The sequence below is a fragment of the Virgisporangium aurantiacum genome, from assembly GCF_016863635.1.
Classification (GTDB): Bacteria; Actinomycetota; Actinomycetes; order Mycobacteriales; family Micromonosporaceae; genus Virgisporangium; species Virgisporangium aurantiacum.
In genome coordinates this window covers 280,981-300,008 of record NZ_BOPG01000023.1, presented here as the reverse complement: position 1 = coordinate 300,008, position 19,028 = coordinate 280,981, and the positions used below count along the sequence as shown (strand labels likewise).

The following is a 19,028-nucleotide window of genomic DNA, read 5'->3' as shown; positions in this document are numbered from 1 at the left end:
GCGGCCCTGAGTGCCAGTCGAGGCTCCGGTTTAGGAGTTCGTTGAGGCTGGTCGCGGACATCACGGAACTGACAACGGCGGCAGCGTCGCACTGACCGCTACTCGGAAACCGGGCCATCATAGAGATTGCGCCCGGTCGTCGGTGTGAGCGTCGAGCCAACGTTCGACCTCGCTGCGGCGGTACCGCAGTACGTTGCCGACTCGAATCGCCCTGGGGCCGAGGCCGCGAGTTCGCCACGCGTACAGGGTCGCTTTCGGCTTTCCGAGCCAGCGTGCTACTTGATCGACCGTCAGCAACGGATCCGGTTCGGTGGTTGGCACCGGGGCAGCTTTCATGACGTCGCTCGGTGAGGGGCGGGCGCCACGGTGCGTGGGGCTACCCGGTCAACCGTTGCCTGCCGCGTGTGCAGACGCCGACGCCAATGTGGATCGGAATACATCTCGCTTACCCGTCTGGCTGAGGATGGTTGTCTGCCCACCGTGGTCCCCACCCGTTGACGTAAAGGTTGCCGCTGGCTCACAGCGCCGGTCAGGTCTTGTCGGGCCTTATCGGAGGTTGCGGCTTCGACAGCGACTACGGTCGGGACGGCTGTGAACAGCTCCGCGACGGGCGCGTCAAGGTTGCTGAGGAGCACGGCGCCGTCGTCGATGCGCAATTTCGGGTACGGCTCCCAGTGAGTCCTGCCGGCTCCGCCCGTTGTGCAGGGCATCCTTCCGGTCAGCGAGGTACCGGCGGGCGAGCGACCCGGGCGGGCGGCGTGCGCGTGATGGTCGACGCGGACCGCCGAGGGCAGCATGCTGAGTTGTCGAATAGCACAGGCCGGATCCGTCCGTGGGCAACAGACCGACGGCGAACGTGTTCGATGTGCCAAGTCCACGAGCTGCGCGTTAGTCCTCGGCCGGGTCGTGATCCTCTCGTCGGCGACGGTGTACGCGTTCAGGGTCGGCAAGATTCGGTCAGCGTCGAACTGCTCGGATGGTTGGTGGCCGGGCTCCGGTGGCGATCGGATGGTCGATCGTGAGCGGCAACGGAAGCTGGTGCGGCTGCTGAGATGCGAGCTTTGTCGCGGCGGCGCGCAGAGCGGCTGCTGCCGAGAGCGCCGACCGTGCCTGATGCAGTCGGCGTTGGGCGTGGCGCAGGTTGGCGAGGGTGTCGGCGAACGTCGCCATGGCCTGGAGCAGGTCCAGCAGGAGCCGTGCGTCGCGCGTCGTGTCGATGTGGTTCAGCGTGGCGATGAGCCGTGCGGACGAGCGGAGATCGCCGCCGGCGACGGAATGCGCGGGCCTGTGCCGGCCGTCAGTACGGGCGGCATGGTCGAACTGATCGCAGAGCATCGTCAGCGGCCCGACGCGTCCGCGTTCGATGGTTCGGGCGAGTGTGACCAGGACGTCGGAGCATTGGACTGCGACCGTGGCCGCTCGGTCGGGGCTGGCGTCAGCCACGTTCGTCATGTGCTTGCCCGCGGACTGGATGGCGTCTCGGGCAGAGCCGAGGACGGCGGCGCCTCGACCGACGCGTGGTTCAGGACCGGCAGTCGGGCGTCCCCACCGGTGGCGAAGCCGGGGGAGGGTCAGGTCAGGGGAGAGGCGGCCGCCGCCGTACCAGATGGTGTCGCCGGTCGAGGTGCGGTGGCTGGGTAACCCGACGGAGTAGCCCGTGATGTCGCCCCCGTCGATCGTGCTGTGCCGGAGCCGGACGAGGATGCGGGCGTTGCGCAGTCGGTCGAAGAATTCGGCTTCGCCGGCGGATGCCGCGGCGGCGGTTCGAACTTCGCGGCGGAGGCGGTCGCGCGGAACGTCACGGTGGCCGAGGCGGCGGGTCTTGTTCTGTTCGGCAGCCCCCGGATAGCGGTGGGCGGTGTGGTCGGCCGGCCCGACCTGGTGGAGGCCCAGTTCGCGTTCGAGGCGGCGTGCGGCCGCTTGGGCCTTGTACTTCTCGTTCCAGCCCCACGCCGTCTTGCCGTCCTGGCGGACGAGGGTGGCAACGACGTGGATGTGGTCTTCGGCGTGACGGATGGCGGCCCAGCGGACTGCGTTCGGGTCGCCGTGTGGAGCGAGACCGACGGCGTTCATGATCTCGCGAGCGATGTGGGCCCACTGTTGGTCGGTCAGCGGGCGGTCGCTGGCGTGGTTGCGGACCGAGGTGTGCCAAACGGTCAGTTCCGGTGGGTTGGCGGCGGCGTTGACGGGCTGGTTGAGCAGACGGGCGAGGCGACCGATGTCGTGCCGGCCGGTTGGTCCGCACGTCGGTTCCAGCCATGGGATCTGCTGCGGGCCGGTCCAGGCGGCGATGATGTGCGGGTTGCGGTGTTCTTCGTGGCGGCCGGGTCCGTACAGGTAGGCGAGCAGGCCGCGGACGTTGCGACCCCGCTTGTGGACGGTGGGGATCACCGGAGCCGCTGATCGATGCGGTCGACAACGCTGTCGATCCGGTCGAGCGTGAGCTCGGCATGGTTGACGGCGTCGCCGAGCCATGGTGGTGCCTGGTCGACGGTGTTGATCGCGTCGGCGGTCTGTCCGAGTGCGGCGCCGAGTTCGGTTGCTGCGGTTCGAGCCGCGAAGAGGTCGCGTTGCAGGCCTGCGAGTTCAGCCCAGGTGACGTCGAGACCGGCGACCGGATGGGCGGCGTGGGCTGTGCCGCGGGCGGCGGCCAGCGAGACGTCGGCGCAGAAGCCGCTGGGAGTGAGTCCGGCCCGGATGGCGGCGCTGGCCACCTCGTGGTGCTCGTCCATGTCGAAGCGCAGATTGATTCGCGACTTCCGGCCGGGGAACCGGTGCCGCCGGTCGCTGCCTCTCGACATCCCGTCGTCCGGTCCGGTGTCCATGGCATTGACGGTGGCCGGAGGGGGTCGACGGCTCCGTTGCGGACCTTCCGCTGACCCCGCCGGGTCAGCGGATCCCGGTTGCCGGTGGAGCCGACCGCGCCCGGTCGGCGGATCCGGTAACCGGACACTACAACTTGCTTCCGCCGTTGCACGTCATCGCCTCAGCCTGTCACGGAGGGCAGTGATCAAATGGCCTCTGAACTGCGGAAATGCTTGATTTTCACGATCAAGATTGATACGCTTTGACCTGGTTCGGCCGGCGGATGAGGCGACGCCCCCGCTCTGGCCCACGAATCGCGTTCCTCATTTTCTTCCCCGGTTCCGGGTGCGCCACTGCGCGCCGTCCAGGAGGTTCGTCATGCCTGCTTCTGTCGCCCGCAAGTCCCGTACTGCCGCTCCGAAGACGACGGGCGGGGTTCTGGTTCACGTCGATCCGAGATCCTTGCTGTCGCATCCCGGAAACCTGCGGACCGATCTCGGCGACCTGGCCGAGCTTGAGGCCAGCATCGCCGCGAACGGCGTCGTCCAGGCGCTGACGTTGCTGCCGGACGGTGAGGGCTACCGCATTCTCGCCGGGCACCGGCGTGCGGCGGCTGCTGCGGCGGTCCTGGATTCCGGCCGGTGGCCGGACGGTAGGCCGGCGACGGTGCCGGGCCTCGTGCGGACCGATCTGGTCGACGCGGCGGCCGATCAGGTCGCGGTGATGCTGGTCGAGAACGACGCCGATCAGCGGATTCCGTTGACCGTGATGGAACGGGCGGCGGGTTACGCCCAGCTGGCGGCGTTCGACCTGGACGCGGCCGAGATCGGTCGCCGGGTCGGGAAGTCCACGACGCATGTGGCGGCCACATTGCGGCTGAGTGGCATGTCGTCGGCGGTGCAGGCGAATGCGGACGCGGGTCGGTTGTCGCTGGAGGACGTCGCGGCTCTGGCGGAGTTCGAGGACGACCCGAAGGCGGTCACCCGGATTCTGCAGGACGCGGCCACTCCGTGGGGGATCAAGCACCGGATGGCCGACGAGCGGCGCAAGCGCACCGACGCCGCAGCTACCCGGGACCTGCGGGCCGGACTTGAAGCGGCCGGCGTGACGGTGGTGGCGAAGCCCAAGGGCTGGCCGTACAACTGCGCCGCTGCCCGTACGGAGGATCTGATCGACCCGGTCACCCGGGAGGCGCCGGACCCGGACGCGGTGAAGGCGTCGGACGGGTTCGCGGCGTTCATCGACACGGCGATCAGCCCGCCGAAGGCGGTGGTGATCTGCCTCGACCCGGCCGAGCGGGGCTACGTCCGAACCACTCACACCAGCTACCGGTCCAAGGACCAGATCGCCGCTGCCGAGGCCGCGCATGAGGCGAAGCAGGCCCGTATCGCCGCGCTCGATGACGCGGCCACGGTCCGGCGCGGGTTTCTGGTCGAGACGTACGGCACGGCCAAGGCGGCGAAGGTGTTGTTCGTCGAGGCGGTGCGGGCGGCGGTCGAGGATCCGGACCGTGTCGACCGTGGCGACGCCGATCTGGTGCAGGCTCTGGCCGGTGGCGACATCCGGGCCACCGGCGAGGCGAAGCTGGACCGGTTGAGCCGGTTGCTGGTCGCGCGGTGGATCGCCGGTCAGGAGGACAATCTGGCGATGCTGACTCGCAACGGGCCGGGCTGGCGGCGCGATCCTGCCGCCGCGATGGCGTGGCTGGACCGGCTGGTCGAGGCCGGGTACGAGTTGGCCGCCGCCGAGGTCGAGGCCCGCGCGGAGATCGAGGCCGGGCTCGTTCAAAACCAGCAGGACGACGAGGACGACGTTGACGAGGGCATCGACGACGAGGTTGACGAAAGCGTGGCGGACGACTCCGTCGACGGTGCCGTCAACGGGGGTGGCGCATCCTCGCGGGCGTCCGTGGCAGTCGATCAGGAAGGCCGGGCTGATGCGCGTCCCGTTGAATGAGCGACCGGCGGTCCTGCGGTGACCGGCCTCGATGCCGGCGTGGTCGCGGCCTGGGGCCGCGACCACGCGCCGGCCCTCGTCGTCGGCGGCCTGGCCGTGTGCGTGACGCTGCTGGCCTGGCTGGTGTGGCGGGCGGTGCGCAGCGGCCGGCCGGACGGGTGGCTCGCGCGGTTGTCGTTCCTGGTCGGGTTCGCATGGTCGGGAGAGGCGATGTGGGAGGTCGCCACGCAGAAGCTGCGGTTGTCGCCGGTGTTCGCCGGGTTCGGGTTCTTCCTGTTCGAGGCGATGATGGCCACGGCGATGATTCGCGCCGAGCGGGCGCACGCCGAGCGTGGGCGGGCGGGTCGGCACGGGCGGGCGGTGTGGTTGATCGCCGTCGTGGCCGGGCTGATCGCGGCCATGGCGGGCGACAGCGCGGTCGAGATGGGACTGCGGTTGGCGGTGCCGCTGCTGGTCGCGCACCAGTGGTGGGTCGGTCTCGCGGGGGACGGGGTGGCGCGGCCGGCGGATGCGATCAGTTGGACGTGGACTCCTCGCCGGGTTCTGGTCGCCGTTGGACTTGCCCGGCCGGGAGTGACGGATCTGTCCACTGTGGACCGGGAGCGGCAGGTGCGGGCGGTGGCGAAGGTGGCGCACCGGCTTCACTCGACGTCGTGGCGGTGGCGGTGGCGGCGCGGCTGGTGTCAGATGCGGCTGCGGTCGTTGGCGATGCGCGCCGATGACGCGGTGCTCGACGCGGCCCGGGCGCGGGTGGAGCGGGTGTGGCGGGCGGCGGAACGGACCCGGCCGGCGACGCCGGCGGAACTGGAAGCGGTTGCTTCCGCCCGCGCGGACGCGGAAGCAGCTCGTGCGGAAGCGGAACGCGCACGGTCGGAGACGGAACTCGCCCTGGCGGAAGCCGCGCGGAGCCGCGAAGACGCTGACCATGCGCGTGCGGAAGCCGTTCGGGTCTGCGCGGAGGCGGAAGCGGCAAGGGTGGAAGCGCATCGGGCCGGGGCGGAAGCGCTCGCGGTAGCGCAGGCGGAAGCGGAAGCACTCGCTGCGGAAGCGGAACATGCGCGGGCGGAAGCGACTGGCACCAAGGCGGACCTGGATACGGTCAGGGCGGAACTGGCATCCCGTCGTCGATCGTCCACCGCGGGGTCTCGGGTTCCGGTGTCGGACGATGGCGATTCGGTACCTCGGGTGCCCCGGGTCGGGTCGGCAACGGTGCGGGCGGTGCTGGATGCCCGGCAGGCGGAGCCGTCGGCGACGCAGAAGGAGATCGCAGCGCGGGTCCAGGTGTCGGACCGGACGGTTCGGGCCGTGCTGGCCGCCGTCGGCAACGGCCGTGGCCCCGATAGCGGATCGTCTGCCGCCTGACCTGCTGCTTGAGCTCGTCGGCGTCAACCTGTCGCCACGGTGCCGGCAACCCCCGGCCGGCACCGTACCCGCCATGGACGCCGAACATCACGACCCCTGGAGCGACGCCACCCGCCAGGCGATGGAACGCCTGATGGCCCTCGGCGTCCTCGTCGAAGCCGGCTCCCGACTGCATGCCGAGAACAAGCGTCAAGCCGCCGGCCGCACCGAGCAGCGTGCCGCGAAGCTCGCCGACGACGCCCGCCGCGCCGCCACGGCGCAACGCGAGGCTGGTGCCCTCTCGAAGCGACAGGCCCGGGACTGGGCCCGGTTCGCCGGCGATCCGCAGCGTCTGCGCGACCATCTCGCCGGTCTGCCGTTCCAGGAACTCGCGCGTCAATGGGGTGCCGAGTTGCGGTACGCCGACACCGACCCTGTCGCCGCGACCGTTCTCGCGGCCGCCGAAGCTGACCTCCGCCAACGCGCGCCCGGCTTGATGAACTTCTACGACCAGCAGCGCGCCGACGGCACCTCGCGTGCCGAGGCGATGACCAACGCCGTCCGCTACACCTGGCGCGGCGACGGCCCCGCGCGTCCCCACGGCGGACGCCCACCGACCGCCGGCGCTCTACCTCGACTCAGCGAGGAACTCGAGACCGCCCTGGCCGACCTCGCCCGTACGGCCGGACCGATCGAGCGGAGCCGGTTGGTGCGCAACCTGGAGGACGCCGGCTGGTCCACCGAATCGATCGACCACATCGAGACGCTTCTGGACCGGCATGCGCCGGCGGCTGCACCAGACGGACCCGGGCGGACGGCGGCGCAGGTCGCCGCCGAGTCCTTTCCCGTTCCGGCCCGCCGCGTGCTTACCGCCCACCCGGCCGCGATGCCCGCCCGGGCGCGCGCCGCGAATCCGATCCACCGGAGGACGCGATGACCACGCCCGATCACGAACCGCCGGCCGCTGACAACGGCCAGGCCGATCAGGCCGCCGCACTCGAGCTCCGGTATCCCGACGCCGAGATCTGGGTCCATCTGATGTTCCTGCCCACCTTTGGCTGGCGCGTCGACGATCACACCTGGCGCTGGTGTGCGCAGTGGTGGCGCCACGCCGAGGCCGTCTGGCGTCTGGAACTCCTGTGGCGTTCCTGGGAAGCTCACCGCCTGCAACCAACCGGCATGTCCGCCTGGTCGCTCGAAGTCGACCGCCATCTCCGCGAACTCCTCGGCTCGGACGGCACCTTCCGCCAATGCCGCTCAGCCGACGGTGACCGCGAAGCCCGCCACACGGACCAACCCGTCCCGGCCGCCGATCTGGCACCTGACGGCTGGTGGCATCCGCCGGAGGACTGAGTTCAGGGACGCTTGACTGCGCGGATGACTTGGCCGTCATTATCAAAAGATCGCCTGTGGCGGCACCTGGCCCCCACAGGCTCGAACGACGACGTAATCCGAGTCGGTCAACGCTCGTGACCGCCTAGCTGATGAACCATCCCGCGCAACCGCCGCATGCGGTGATTACTGCAGCGACGGCTGAGAGCAGTGCGGCGATGGCGATGATCGTCTGAGTTCGTCGATCAGCTTTTTCGGTCCGGTCGATTTCGTTGTTGTGCATGGCGCCCCTCCTCGATGACCCACGTGTCGGCATCGAGCAGCGACTGCGATGGAATGCGAGGAGGGTTCAGCTGATGCTTGTTCTCCCTTGTCAATAGACCGATGGCCAAAATCACTTTACCGTCTGTCTTGGTAGTCAATTCTCGCGCAGTGGATTAGGTGGCTGATCAGTTCCTGTCGACCACGAACGAATTCTGACAAGCGCGGCCCAGGGTCCGTTGTGGCAAGCTGGCGGAATCTGACAGGGATGATAAGAATGTGAGAGGAACTGCATATGGTCGGTGTTGGGGTGCCAGATGAACGGACTGTGCCCTCCGGACCACTGCGTGATCTTGTCCTCGCCTTGCATGACCTCTATCGAGATGCCGGAATGCCAGGCACTCGATGGATCAGTCATCAGGTGAATCGGCGTGATGATCTCCCCGACACATTGAGTCATGAAGGAGTGAGCGCGCTGCTTCGAGGGACGGGGCGGCCGCGCTGGGCAAAAGTTGAGAGTTTGGTTCGCGTCCTGGTCGCCCGCTCCGTTAGAGGTCGAGACACGACGACAGAGGTAGCGAACATTCACGCCCTATGGTTGCGCGTGGCTGATACGGACACCGAGAGGCTCGGTGTCCCTCGCTTAGCTGAGCAGCTTTACCGAATTGGTGTGGCGGTGCCAGGGCCTGCTGACTACCCATTCTCCGCCGCTGTCTCCGCAGGTGACGATGAGAGCGGCTGCCGGACAATCTCGGTCTCAGGAGAGCTGGATATCTCTTGTGTGGCGGAGTTTCGACACGCGTTACAGGAAGTTGCGCCGGCCGAATCCATGCGGTGTGTGCTCGATCTCTGCGGCGTCAGATTCCTTGAGTCCACCGCCCTGGGCGTCATTGTCGGATTTAGGCAGCTCGTTTATCGGCTTGGCGGAACGCTATCGGTTATCTGCTCGCCGCCGGTCTATAGAATCATGAACACCGTCGGAGTTGTGGAATTTCTCCAAGCCACGGAACCTCACCCTGCCGTGCCCCAGTCTCGGGCTCCACTGGGTACGGGGAATCAGGCATATTCCGCCTGACGTTGATCTTCCTAAGGTTTGGATTGCGCTAGGAGAGCGGGTCCGTTTATCGATGGGCGAGTGCTCCCTATCGATGGCGGTCACGGCATTCTGGCCATCTGGTTCCGGCCGTCGGTTGAGAGGACGGTTGCCGTCTCGGAGTCGGCGCGGCCGCGAAGCTGCCATCGATGACCTCTCGGACGGTGGCGTGCTCACCCTGCTGGCGGAGAGTTCTGACAGCGTCCATGATTCCGACCGGCGGTTCGACACCGGTGAGGTCGGCGAGTTCGGTGCCGGCGTTGAAGGCGCGTTGCAGTGAGTTGCGAAGCCAGCGGCAGACGGGGTCGTCAGCAGGCGCGCGTTGCCATTGGGCGAGGTGGAGGACCTTGCCGGGTTGTCGGTATAGGGCTTCGGGGCGGAGAAGCCCGCCCGCTTCATGCGCGCGTCGCACCTGCTCGGACATGAGTAAGGCGATCTCGGGTAGGCGGACGGCGATCTCACTCGCGAGGGTCTGCCAGGATCTATCCGGACTGAGGGCCGGCCACTTGGCCACAGGCCGCCAGCGCGTTGGCGGACCGATCGTGCGTGAAAGCCAGTCCGCGACGGCGCGAAGGGCGTTGTCGGCGGTGTAACCACCGACGGGCTGTTTGGCGGGGCTACGAAGGAGGCTTGCGGTTCCGTTCGCAATTCGCCATTGGGTGGTGGCGTTTCGCGCTCGCTTGGCCACCTGGTTCGGGATGGCGGTGGTGTGGCCGAGGATGTGCCCGATGTGGTGGGTGCAGATTAGGGCCGATCGGGCCATTCGGGCGGCCTCGGTGGTGGTCAGATCGCGACCATTGGTGAGCAAGGAAGATCGGGCAGCGTCCAGGGCGTCGGTGAGGAGGCGAGACGAGGTGATGAGCTGCCATCGCCAGGGTTGGTCGCCGGTGATGGGGTTGACGCGGCGGCTGGGTGCCTCGGCGGCATTGCCTCGGCTCGCGACGCGCAGGGCCTCGATGGCGAGGTTGCCGTGCTCGGTGCGGACGATGTCGGTGTCGGCGGCCATGAGCAGCGGTAGCCAGCTGCCGGCGTCGGGCGCAGGTTGCAGCCATCCATCGACGATGAGGCGGGTATCGAGGTCGATTGCGGCGCAGGCGAGGCGGGCGACCGCGGCGAGGTTGTCGGCGCGACCGTGGCCCGCGCGGAGCGCGACGCCTTCTGGCGTGGTCGGTCCAGTGCTTCCGGCGCCGAGGTGTCCCGCCAATCCGGTGTTGACGGTGACGATCGCGTCGACAGCGTGCACGAGGGCTCGGCTGACCGGTCCGATCGGTGGTGCGGCCGGCAGTTGTGCAGGCATCGCGGCGCGGACGGCTGCGGTCGCTTCGCGCAGGCTGGAAGCCAGGCTGGCTGAAGGGATGTCCGGATCGATGCCGGGGCCGGCTAACAGGCCGACCTGTCGTCTGAGTTCTTCGTAGAGGCGGGTGCGACCGACAGCGACCGCGGCTTGTTCGTCGGGGTCGTAGGGTCGGTGGTCGCGGAGGGCGACGGTGGCGCGGGCCAGGGTGTCGGCGGCTTCATCGAGGTGGTCGCCGGTGTTCACGGCAGGTCCTTGCGGGCGTCGTCGAGGCGGTGGGCGACCTGTGCCCAGACCAGCCGTCGCCACGGTGAGTCGGTGTCGCCGGTCGCGGCGGCGGCGAGCACGTCGGCGAGTCGCTGCACGAGCGCTTGCACCGGTTCGGCGAGCCGGTCGACGTCGGCGGGGGTGGGATGGATGTCGGCCGCCAGGATCCAGCCGGCCGCGAGGGGCGCGTCGAGGTGCTCGATCGCGTCGGCGATGGACAGGGCGTACTGGTCCCAGCCGGCGGCGGTGTCGGTGGCGTAGTTGGCGACGGTGGCGGCGCGGTCGGCGAGGAGGAGGGCCTGCCGTACGTCGAGGCCGTCGGGATCGGTGCCGTCGATGAGGGTGTCGTGGGCGTGGTTGATTCGGTCGGTGAAGTTCATGGCGTGCAGGTCACCTCCGTTTCGGGGCGCGTGGCAACGGCGCGCTCTCTGGGCTGTGGACAGCGGGGGTGGCTGTGGACAACGGATGTGCGGTCATCGGGGCGAAGGAGGTCCGGGCGAGCGCCGGGGCCGGGCCGGTCGCGGCCGGTACCTGCCGCGCCGGACCGGATGTCGAGGTGACCCGGTGGGGCGGTGCCGTGGTGGCGTGGATGAGGACGACGCCGACCTCGGTGCCGGTGACTGAGGTGGCGAGCCGGCGGGCAGTGCGTCGGGCTTCGGAGGTTCCGGCGAGTTCGAACGCGAGAACGCTGTCGGACACATGCCGCGGCAGGGCGTTGGTACACAGGAGGAGTGGGCCGGCGTTGAGTGGGCAGACGCTGATGGCGCCGGCGCGGACGCTGGACGTCAGCAGCGACTCGGCGAGGCCGCTGCGAGGGACAGGCCCTTTGGTGACCTCGGCAAGCTGTCCATTGTGGATGGTGTAGGCGCGGCAGTCGCCGGCCCAGGCGAGTTCGAACCGGACGCCGTGCCGGATGTCGGGTTCGGGGTAGGCAGTCACGACGAGGATGCTGGCGTCGCCGGCGTGGCTGAGGTGGGTTCCTGTGTAGTGGCCGTTCAGCGCGTGGCGGGCAGCGTGCAGTCCGGCCGGGGGAGCAGTCCGCAGGGCGACGGTCGCGGCGATCTCGGCTGCCAGCACCGACGCCGTTGCCGCTTCCGGATGGGTGCCGATGCCGTCGGCGATCGCCCACACGGTGCGGCCGGCGGCCGGGTCGTGGCGGGTGACGATCGTGATGTCGCCGGGCGTCGCGCCGCCGCGGTTGTGGGCCGTTCCGGAGACGGTGGCCCGTTCGTCGCGGCGCTTGCTCGGTCGCGGCGCCGTCGTCGTCGCTTCAGGTGTCGGATCCGGGGAAGGGGGTGGTGCAGCGGCGGTGTCCGGCGCCGGATCAGGGTCGCCGCCGGGTGGGGAACCGTTGCGGGTTTCGAGGACCTCGACGACGCCGCGGACCACCGTGGTCGGGTCGACGCCGAGGCGGTCGGCGGCTGCCCGGGACAGGTGGTCGACGTCGCCGGGGTCGTCGACGAACAGGGACGCGATGGTGCGGTAGACGCGGTCGCGGTCGGCCGGATAGGCAGCGGGGTCGGTGATGCGCCTGTCCCGCTGTAGCGCGTCGATCCGGTTGACGAGTTCGACTCTCGCCAGCGGCTGGACGGAGTCGAGCAGGACGGCCGCCGCTCGGTCCGGCCCGCCGGCGGCAAGGAGGTCGGCCGGATCGCGGCCGGCGGGCAGGATCGTTCCGGACACCTGCCCGCCCCAGGTTTTGGCGAGGCCGTAGGTGCGGGAGGCCGCGCGTCGTCCGGCGGGATCGCCGTCGAAGGCGAGAACGATGTGGGCGTCGGGCAGCCCCTGCCACAGCGCGTCGAGGTGGTGTTCAGTAAGCGCGGTTCCGCACGGGGCGACCGCGTACGTCGGCCGCGTGATGCGCCTGGCCTGTGCCATGAGGTGGACGGCGACGACGTCGGTGGCGCCCTCGACGACGAACACCATGGGGTCGCCGGTGACGGCCGGCGGGTGCGCGAGTTGTTGGCCGAGTCCATACAGGACGGTGCTCTTGCGGTAGACGGTGTTGTCGTGCGTGTTGATCCACTTGCTGGAGCTACGGCCGGTCAGGTCTCGGGCGATGAACCCGATTGTGCGGTTGTCGAGGTCGGTGATCGGGAAGACGAGCCGGCCGCGGAACCGGTCGAGGAGGTTCCCGGTCTGGCGGTGCCGGAAGGCGAGGCCGGCGTCTAGGAGGTCGGTCGTGCTGAATCCTTCGGCGACGAGGTGCGCGTTGAGGACGGTCCACCCGGCCGGCGCGTATCCGATCCGCCATTGCGGGCTTGCGTTCGACAGGCCGTGTGCGCGCAGGTAGTCGAGGGCGGCGGGGGTTCGGACAAGGCGTTCGGCGTAGAACGCGGCGGCGGCCTCGTTGACGTAACGAAGGTTCATGCGGCACCGTGCCGGCGGTCGAGGTCGGCCTGTGCGTGCCGGGTGATCTCGGCGACGCTCGCGGCCGTGTCGGACGCGATGGTGGCGGCGTGGTCGCTGTCGTACCAGGGCATCAGGTCGACCATCGCGGCGCGGGCGCCGGTCGCGAGGAGGATCGCGCGGCCGCGAGGGATGGCGCGGAGGTCGCCGGGTTCGAGGATCCGCCGCCGTTGCACGCCGGTCGACCAGCTCGGGTAGCCGCGGCCGTCGCGGCTGACCGACGCGACGGCGACGTCGTGGTCGCCGATGAGGCGGGACATGTCCTCGGCATGGCGGGCGTCGTCGAGACCGGCGCCGATCAGCTTGATGGTGGACGCGCTCCATAGCGCGGCCATGCCCCGTTCGCCCCACACGCCCTGGCCCTGGGCGAGGTTCTGGACGATGGTGATCGGGATGATGGCGCGGCCGCCGAGGTGGCTGTAGAGCTGGGGCAGGTCGCTGATTTTGCAGATGTTCGCGGCCTCGTCGAGGACGGCGAGCAGGGGCGGGTCGAGTCGGCCGCCGGCGGATTCGGCGTAGGAGATGGCGGTGCGGAAGGCGCTGTCGGTGAGTCCGGCGACCAGCGGTCCGGCGGCGCCGGCGCCTTCCTTCGACAATAGGTACAGCGTGTCGGTGGAGTCGACGAACGTGTGCACGTCGAGTTGCGGCAGCCAGCCGGGCGGGGGAGTGACCCAGGCCATGATCTCCGGGTCGGACAGGCATCTCGCCGCGGTGCGGGCGGTCTCGTAGACGCCGTCGCGGGTCTCGGGGGCGCCGGACTGTCGCCCGGCAAGCGACCGTGCGGCTTGCGGGAATCCGGCAGCTCTCAGCAGGGTGACGGGTTCGCGGCTGGTGACGTCGGACAGCCAGGCCTGGACGTCGGCGAGGGTGCCACTGGAGGTCGCGGCGGCCAGGAACAGGCAGGTGAGAAGGTCGCCGGCGGCGAGGGGCCAGAACGGGTCGGAGGAGCCGACTCCGCGGATCTCCTGGATGAAGTGGTCGGCGAGCCGGGCCGCTTCCTCCACTGTGGACATCGTCGAGAGCGGGTCCCACCAGAATCCCTGTGGTTGCCGGGTGACCCGTTGCGGGTCGAACAGCCACACGTGCCCGACCGTGCTGCGGGCGCGGGCGGTGGCCGCCCATACGTCGGACCGGTTCGAGGTGGCGAGGACGGCGCCGGGTGCGTCGAGGATCGGTGGGACGGCGAGCGCGGTGGTCTTGCCGGCGCGTGGCGCCATGATGGCGAGGAGGACGTCCTCCCAGCTGGCCCGGAGCACCGGCCGCTGCCGACCACGGTGGATCAGGCGGCCGAGGGCTACACCCACTGCGGTATCAGGGATCTCGCGCGGGTCGAGTCCGGCGAGGCTCGGCCGCAGTCTTTGTGCGCGTCGGCGGGCGGTGTCACCGAGGAGCTCGTCGACGTCACGGGGCGCGGCGAGCGACGGGATGGGGTCGTCGGCGTCCGGGCGCCGGTTCTGCCACCACAGCCATCCGAGGACGACCGGCACGACGACGACGGCGAGCAGCAGCGCGAAGACCACAGCGACGAGCAGCGGCGGTGTGCCGGGCCACAGCTGCTGTGCGTCCCCTCGAACGAGTGCGTCGACGAATGTCCAACCGAGCGACGGTCCCCGCTGTGGCTGGCCGGCGAGGATGGCCGCGATGCGGCCGGCGAGCCAGGCGAGCGCGACCAGGCCGTAGCCGGCGGCGCAGCCGGTGACGATCAGCCATGGGACGACAGGGAAGCCGCCGGCGGTGCTGGCCGGGACGACGGGCCGGGCCCTCATCGGGCACCTGCCCGGTCGATCGGTTGCCATCGGGTCAGCAGTCGACCTAGCGTGCGCTCATGCAGTTCGCGCTCCGCCCGCTCACGCTCGACGACACCGCTGCCGTCCACGACTGGGCCTGCCTGCCGGAGTCGCGCCGCTACCAGGCGTGGGGACCCAACACGTACGAGCAGACAGAGGAGTACGTGCGGGCGGCTGTGGCGGCGCCTCCGGACCGGTATGTGTTCGGGGTGCTCGTCGGTGGTCAGGTCGTGGGCAGCGCCGAGTTGAAGCTCCATGGTCCGAGCACCGGCGAGATCGCGTACGCGGTTCATCCACGCGTGTGGGGGCAGGGCGTGGCTACGGCCGCGGCGCGGGAGTTGCTGCGAGTGGGTTTCAGCGTGTACGGGCGTCACCGCGTCTTTGGCACGTGCGACCCGCGCAATGTCGCCTCGGCAGCGGTGCTCCGCAAGGTCGGTATGCGGTATGAAGGCCGAATGCGGGGCACCGCATACATCCGCGACGGTTGGCGCGATTCGGACCTGTACGCGATCCTCGTCGACGATTGAGTTCCGGTTCGTCGTCAAGGTCTGCGGTGGGGCGGTCATCGCGAACCTGCCCGGACGGCGGCGTCGGTGTCGTACAGGTTCGGTTCGTCGTCGACGAGGTAGAGGGCGACGGGGATGCCGGCGCGTTCCCCGGTTTTGAGGAGATAGCGGCCGCGGCCGGGGTGGGTGGCGCCGGGCATGAGTGCTTCGGGGGCGGCCCAGGAGGCGACCATGTCGCGTTCGGGTGTGGAGAGGCGGACCATGCCGGCGATGCGGTCGAGTTCGCGGTTGGGGAGGGCGGCGAGGACTTTGATGGCGCAGCGTTCGGCCATGCCGCGGGCTTTGGCGCGGTCTTCGTTGGTGGCGAGGGCGTCGAGGTCGTCGAGGCTGTGGGTGAGCATGATCTGGGCGACGCCGAGGTTGCGGGACAGGCGGGTGAGGGCGTCGGCGGGTTCGACGAGTCCGGGTGCGCCGCGCAGGACGCGCCAGAGTTCGTCCATGACGGCGAGGTGTCGGCGTCTGGGGGCGAGGTTGTGGTGGGCGAGGACGGCGGCGGCGTCGATGACGGCGTAGCCGTAGGACCAGGTGGACAGCATCGCGGCGGTGACGAGTTTGTCGCCGGCGGCGGCGACGCGGGAGATGTCGATGGAGACGGCGGGTGCGGTCAGGTCGATGGGTGTGGTGGTGGTGGCGTCGAAGACGCCGGCGAGGGTGCCTTCGCAGAGCAGGCGCAGGGTGGCGACGAGGTCGTCGACGCGGCGTCGGTAGTCGGCCGGGCTGGTGGCGCGGGCGGCGGTCCGTAGGGTGTCGGGCGCCTGGTCGAGGACGGTGAGGACGTCGGGGATGACGGGATCGGTGGGGGACCGGTCGTTGAGCAGGTCGACGGTGCGGCCGAGGATGACTTCTTCGGTGTTGGTGACGCGTCCGCCGTCGCGGACGAGGGTGCACAGGGCGATGAGGAGGGTGAGTCTTCGCCCGCGGACCTCGATGCGTAGCTGGTCGGCGTCCGGTCCGCTCATGCGGGTGAGTGCGGTGCCGAGTGGGCCGGCGTCGAGCGGGTTGATGCGGTCGAGGCCGCGGCCGACGCGGATCACCTGGCCTCCCAACGCTTTCACGAGGCGGGTGTAGTCGGGTTTGGTGTCGCCGAGGATGAGTGCCTGGACGCCGGTGCCGGTCATGCCGGTGACGAGGCGTTTGGCGAGGGCGCTCTTGCCTGCGCCGGGTTGGCCGAGGACGAACATGCCGGTGTTGGTGGTGAGGCCGGCGGTGAGCCATTCGAACGGGTCGAGCAGGACGGATTCGCCCCAGAGTTGGTGGCGTCCGATGGGGACGCCGAGGAGCGGTGAGCCGCTGCCGGCGGTGAACGGGTAGAGGCCGGCGGCCTGCACGGTGGTGGCGTGGTATTCGGTACCGGCGGCGACGTGTGAGGCGCGGCCGGCGTTGCGCCCGGCCCAGCCCCATGCGGGTGCGATCGTCATGTCTCGTGCTCCCTTCAGCGGCCCGCGCGTCGCGGGTGGATGTGCGGCGGGGTCTGGTCGGTGTGGTCGGCCGGGCCGGCGCGGGCGGTGCCTGGGGGTTGGTTCGGCTGTGGGTATGAGGTGTGGGCCAGTGCGGCCGGGTGGGTTCGGGTGATGTGGCGGGCGGCGGTGAAGAGGGCGCGTTGGGCGGTGGTGTTGGTGAGGATGGCGGGGTGGCCGTCGATCGGGGTGTTGTGGAATCGGCGGGGGTCGTCGTGGAGTGCGACTTCGCCGAGGTACACGTCGGGGACGAACCGGGCGACCTGGATGGGGCTGCGGCTGCTGTAGGGGCCGACGACGGTGCGGACGCTGCCGTCGGTGAGTTGGAGATCGAACGGTTCGCCGTTGAAGCCGCGCCCGTCGCCGCTGTCGAACAGATCGACGATGTAGCCGTCCGGGTGCTGGCCGACGTAGAGGGTCCGTGGCAGCGGATGGCGGCTCGCGGGGAACTCGTCGTAGGTGGGGTGCGGCGTGAACCGGAGGTCGGCCAGGTCCGGCTTGTGGTCGACGAGGACGGCGAGCACGCCTCGGTCGGTGTGACACGCGTCGAGGACGTTCATGGACCGCCGGCCCGTCGTTGCGGGTTCTTGCCGGTGGACGAAGCGGCTTACGGTGTCGGCGAAACCGCGTAGCTCGGCCGTGCGCATTCGGTGGCCGCTCGCCGCGACGACGACCATCGACTGCGGGCTTGTGCGTACCGCTACCCACGGCGAGTGCAGCCAACCGCTGCGGAAAAGCAGCCGGCGGGCGATCTCGGCCCAACCTCGGCTTGCCGTCACGTGTTCGCCGGGATCGAGGCGGATTCCGACCGCGCTCAGGGGATGCCCGGCGGTGACCGCCCGGGCGAGGTCGGCGCGCCAGTCGCCGGGCTGCCAGTAGCCGTCGGCGGCGACGAGGGTGCGTTCGTCCACAGTGGACGGAAGATCCGGGGCCGCGACCAGGACGGCAGAGATCTCGCGAGTGACGCCGGGGCTGTAGGAGATGACCTTCATTGCGTTCTCCAGAGGTCAGTGGGGCCAGACACCGGACAGGACCGGCGGGCAGACGCCGCACGGCAGCGTGGTGGCGAAGCCAGCGGCCTGGGACCGCCACAGTCGGCGGAGGCGGACCTTGCACGCGTCGGCGCGCGATTCAATGTCGGCGACCGCGCGGTCCAGCAGCGCCGGGTCGGTGACGGTGGCCGTGACCCAGAGGCTGATCAGGCCGAGGCCGGCGCCGAGTGCTTCTTCGCGGGCCGCTGCGGCGGCCTGTTCGATGTCGGCGACGTCGCGGGCGGTCGGGTCGAGCCGGCGGGCGCGCCGGTATGCCGAGCGGAACTGGGCGGCGTTGACCTGCCGCTCCACCTCGGCTGCCGCTTGCCCGGCGGTGAGCGGTCGGTAGATGAGGCTGACCCGCTTGGGATGTTCGCCGGGTGCCAGGAGTCGGGCGAGGATGTGATGGGCGACCGGCTGGCGGGGCGCCTCGTGCCAGGCCCAGCTGACGCTGGTGGCGTTCTCGTGTTGGTACCGGTCGGGGAACTCCTCGGCGGCGACCGGGCCGGCGTTGTCCCAGTCCATCAGGTCGGAGCCGGCGAGGTTGAGGTCGCCGCGGATGTCGGGGTCGAATGCCTGCCGGACCATGGCCGCGAGGTCGGTGGCGGTGGCTCGGCCGAGGACGGTCAGCCCGCACGCCGACAGGCTCGTCTCCAGTCCCGGGAGGGCACGGTCGATTTCGGCGAGACGGTCCACTGTGGACTTCGGCTTGGCCGGGGACGCGTTCGGGTCGAAGGTGATCGACACCGTGGTCTGGACGTCGGCGGCGGCCTGGGGTGCGGTCGCGACGAGGTGTTTGAGGATGCGCAGCGCGGCTGTTGGTCCGCCGGGGGCGAGCCGGTGGGTGATGTAGTCGGTCAGGCGGGTGCCGGCGTCCGGGGCGGTGTCGACGGTGACGGTTGTCCAGCGGACGGTCGGGACGTGGCCGAGGCCGGCGAGCCAGCCGCCCCAGTTGGCTACCCATGCGTTCGCCGCGTCGGGGTCGGCCAGCCAGGTCGACTGCGCCGCGCACCGCAGCGTCACGGTCATCGTGCCGAGCCGGCGGTTCCACACCACGCCGTAGCCGGCCGGGGTATCGAGGAGTGCGGTCGGGGCGAGGACGCCCGGGAGGTCCCAGGCGTGTTCGGGTGGGGCCATGACGCCGCCGCGGAAGGTGGTGTGGCCGCGGCCGGCCCCGGCCAGCCACCGTGCGCGGTGCACGATTGCCTGGCCGAGGGAGACGCCGTCCCACCGGGCGACGTTGCCGAGGACGATCGCGGCCGCTACCGGCCCGACGATCGCCGTCGCGGTGATGCTGACGGCGGCGGTGATGAGGGCGGCGGTCAGGGCGGCGAGGACGATCAGGGTCTGTGCGAAGCCGAGTCCGAACAGGCCCATCGCGCGGGCTCGCCGCCAGCCGCCGTAGGTGCGGTGTTCCGTGGTGGTCACC

General features: G+C 70.1%; 17 protein-coding genes. 6 read left to right on the top strand and 11 right to left on the bottom strand.

Going from position 1 to position 19,028, the window contains the following annotated elements; translation table 11 throughout:
• Positions 1–117 precede the first annotated feature (117 nt).
• From Vau01_RS18480 to Vau01_RS18470, 3 genes are all read right to left on the bottom strand, one after another.
• Complete coding sequence (locus Vau01_RS18480) at positions 118–336, bottom strand: helix-turn-helix transcriptional regulator (RefSeq protein ID WP_203994087.1); 219 nt, start codon at positions 334–336, stop codon at positions 118–120.
• A gap of 621 nt (positions 337–957) precedes the next feature.
• Positions 958–2,391, bottom strand: coding sequence for a relaxase/mobilization nuclease domain-containing protein (locus Vau01_RS18475; RefSeq protein ID WP_203994084.1), 1,434 nt, complete (start codon positions 2,389–2,391; stop codon positions 958–960).
• On the bottom strand, positions 2,388–2,825 hold the full coding sequence (locus tag Vau01_RS18470) for a hypothetical protein (RefSeq protein WP_203994081.1): 438 nt from the start codon (positions 2,823–2,825) through the stop codon (positions 2,388–2,390). Before Vau01_RS18470 ends, Vau01_RS18475 begins: the two co-directional genes overlap by 4 nt.
• A 358-nt stretch (positions 2,826–3,183) precedes the next feature.
• Between Vau01_RS18470 and Vau01_RS18465 the strand changes: the two genes are divergently transcribed.
• The 4 genes from Vau01_RS18465 to Vau01_RS18450 all read left to right on the top strand — a co-directional run bounded on the left by Vau01_RS18465 (position 3,184) and on the right by Vau01_RS18450 (position 7,455).
• On the top strand, positions 3,184–4,761 hold the full coding sequence (locus tag Vau01_RS18465; protein WP_203994078.1) for a ParB/RepB/Spo0J family partition protein: 1,578 nt from the start codon (positions 3,184–3,186) through the stop codon (positions 4,759–4,761).
• A gap of 18 nt (positions 4,762–4,779) precedes the next feature.
• A complete protein-coding gene (locus tag Vau01_RS18460) occupies positions 4,780–6,123 on the top strand; it encodes a hypothetical protein (RefSeq protein WP_203994075.1) in 1,344 nt (447 codons plus the stop codon).
• Between the two features lie 73 nt (positions 6,124–6,196).
• Positions 6,197–7,039 carry a hypothetical protein gene (locus Vau01_RS18455; RefSeq protein ID WP_203994072.1) on the top strand — a complete coding sequence of 281 codons (843 nt, stop codon included), beginning with the start codon at positions 6,197–6,199 and terminating at the stop codon, positions 7,037–7,039.
• A complete protein-coding gene (locus Vau01_RS18450; protein ID WP_203994070.1) occupies positions 7,036–7,455 on the top strand; it encodes a DUF4913 domain-containing protein in 420 nt (139 codons plus the stop codon). The genes Vau01_RS18455 and Vau01_RS18450 overlap by 4 nt, the downstream gene beginning before the upstream one ends.
• Positions 7,456–7,579: 124 nt before the next feature.
• Here the strand turns inward: Vau01_RS18450 and Vau01_RS18445 are convergent, their stop codons facing one another.
• Positions 7,580–7,717 (bottom strand): hypothetical protein, encoded by a 138-nt coding sequence (locus Vau01_RS18445; RefSeq protein WP_203994065.1) that lies wholly within the window; start codon positions 7,715–7,717, stop codon positions 7,580–7,582.
• A gap of 273 nt (positions 7,718–7,990) precedes the next feature.
• On the opposite strand from Vau01_RS18445, the gene Vau01_RS65260 reads away from it, so the two are divergent.
• Complete coding sequence (locus tag Vau01_RS65260) at positions 7,991–8,770, top strand: STAS domain-containing protein (RefSeq protein WP_373320267.1); 780 nt, start codon at positions 7,991–7,993, stop codon at positions 8,768–8,770.
• A 67-nt stretch (positions 8,771–8,837) separates the two neighbouring features.
• Here Vau01_RS65260 and Vau01_RS18435 read toward each other — a convergent pair whose 3' ends face one another.
• Genes Vau01_RS18435 through Vau01_RS18420 form a run of 4 tightly spaced genes read right to left on the bottom strand, consistent with a single transcriptional unit; the run spans position 8,838 to position 14,524 of the window.
• On the bottom strand, positions 8,838–10,328 hold the full coding sequence (locus tag Vau01_RS18435; protein ID WP_203994059.1) for a hypothetical protein: 1,491 nt from the start codon (positions 10,326–10,328) through the stop codon (positions 8,838–8,840).
• Entirely contained in the window at positions 10,325–10,729 is a 405-nt protein-coding gene (locus tag Vau01_RS18430; RefSeq protein WP_203994056.1) for a hypothetical protein, read from the bottom strand. Before Vau01_RS18430 ends, Vau01_RS18435 begins: the two co-directional genes overlap by 4 nt.
• Positions 10,730–10,739: 10 nt before the next feature.
• Positions 10,740–12,719: a toprim domain-containing protein gene (locus Vau01_RS18425; RefSeq protein ID WP_203994053.1), complete on the bottom strand. Its 1,980-nt coding sequence runs from the start codon at positions 12,717–12,719 to the stop codon at positions 10,740–10,742.
• Positions 12,716–14,524: a type IV secretory system conjugative DNA transfer family protein gene (locus Vau01_RS18420; protein WP_203994050.1), complete on the bottom strand. Its 1,809-nt coding sequence runs from the start codon at positions 14,522–14,524 to the stop codon at positions 12,716–12,718. Before Vau01_RS18420 ends, Vau01_RS18425 begins: the two co-directional genes overlap by 4 nt.
• A gap of 59 nt (positions 14,525–14,583) precedes the next feature.
• Here Vau01_RS18420 and Vau01_RS18415 point away from each other — a divergent pair, with 59 nt between their 5' ends.
• A complete protein-coding gene (locus Vau01_RS18415) occupies positions 14,584–15,072 on the top strand; it encodes a GNAT family N-acetyltransferase (protein ID WP_203994047.1) in 489 nt (162 codons plus the stop codon).
• 35 nt (positions 15,073–15,107) lie between these two features.
• Here Vau01_RS18415 and Vau01_RS18410 read toward each other — a convergent pair whose 3' ends face one another.
• From Vau01_RS18410 to Vau01_RS18400, 3 genes are read right to left on the bottom strand one after another with little or no spacing between them, the layout of a single operon-like run.
• The gene (locus Vau01_RS18410; protein WP_203994044.1) at positions 15,108–16,529 is read right to left on the bottom strand and encodes a putative type IV secretion/conjugal transfer ATPase; all 1,422 of its coding nucleotides are present in this window, start codon (positions 16,527–16,529) and stop codon (positions 15,108–15,110) included.
• A 14-nt stretch (positions 16,530–16,543) separates the two neighbouring features.
• The gene (locus Vau01_RS18405; RefSeq protein ID WP_203994041.1) at positions 16,544–17,560 is read right to left on the bottom strand and encodes a hypothetical protein; all 1,017 of its coding nucleotides are present in this window, start codon (positions 17,558–17,560) and stop codon (positions 16,544–16,546) included.
• Between the two features lie 15 nt (positions 17,561–17,575).
• Positions 17,576–19,027: an SCO6880 family protein gene (locus tag Vau01_RS18400; protein WP_203994038.1), complete on the bottom strand. Its 1,452-nt coding sequence runs from the start codon at positions 19,025–19,027 to the stop codon at positions 17,576–17,578.
• Position 19,028 lies beyond the last annotated feature (1 nt).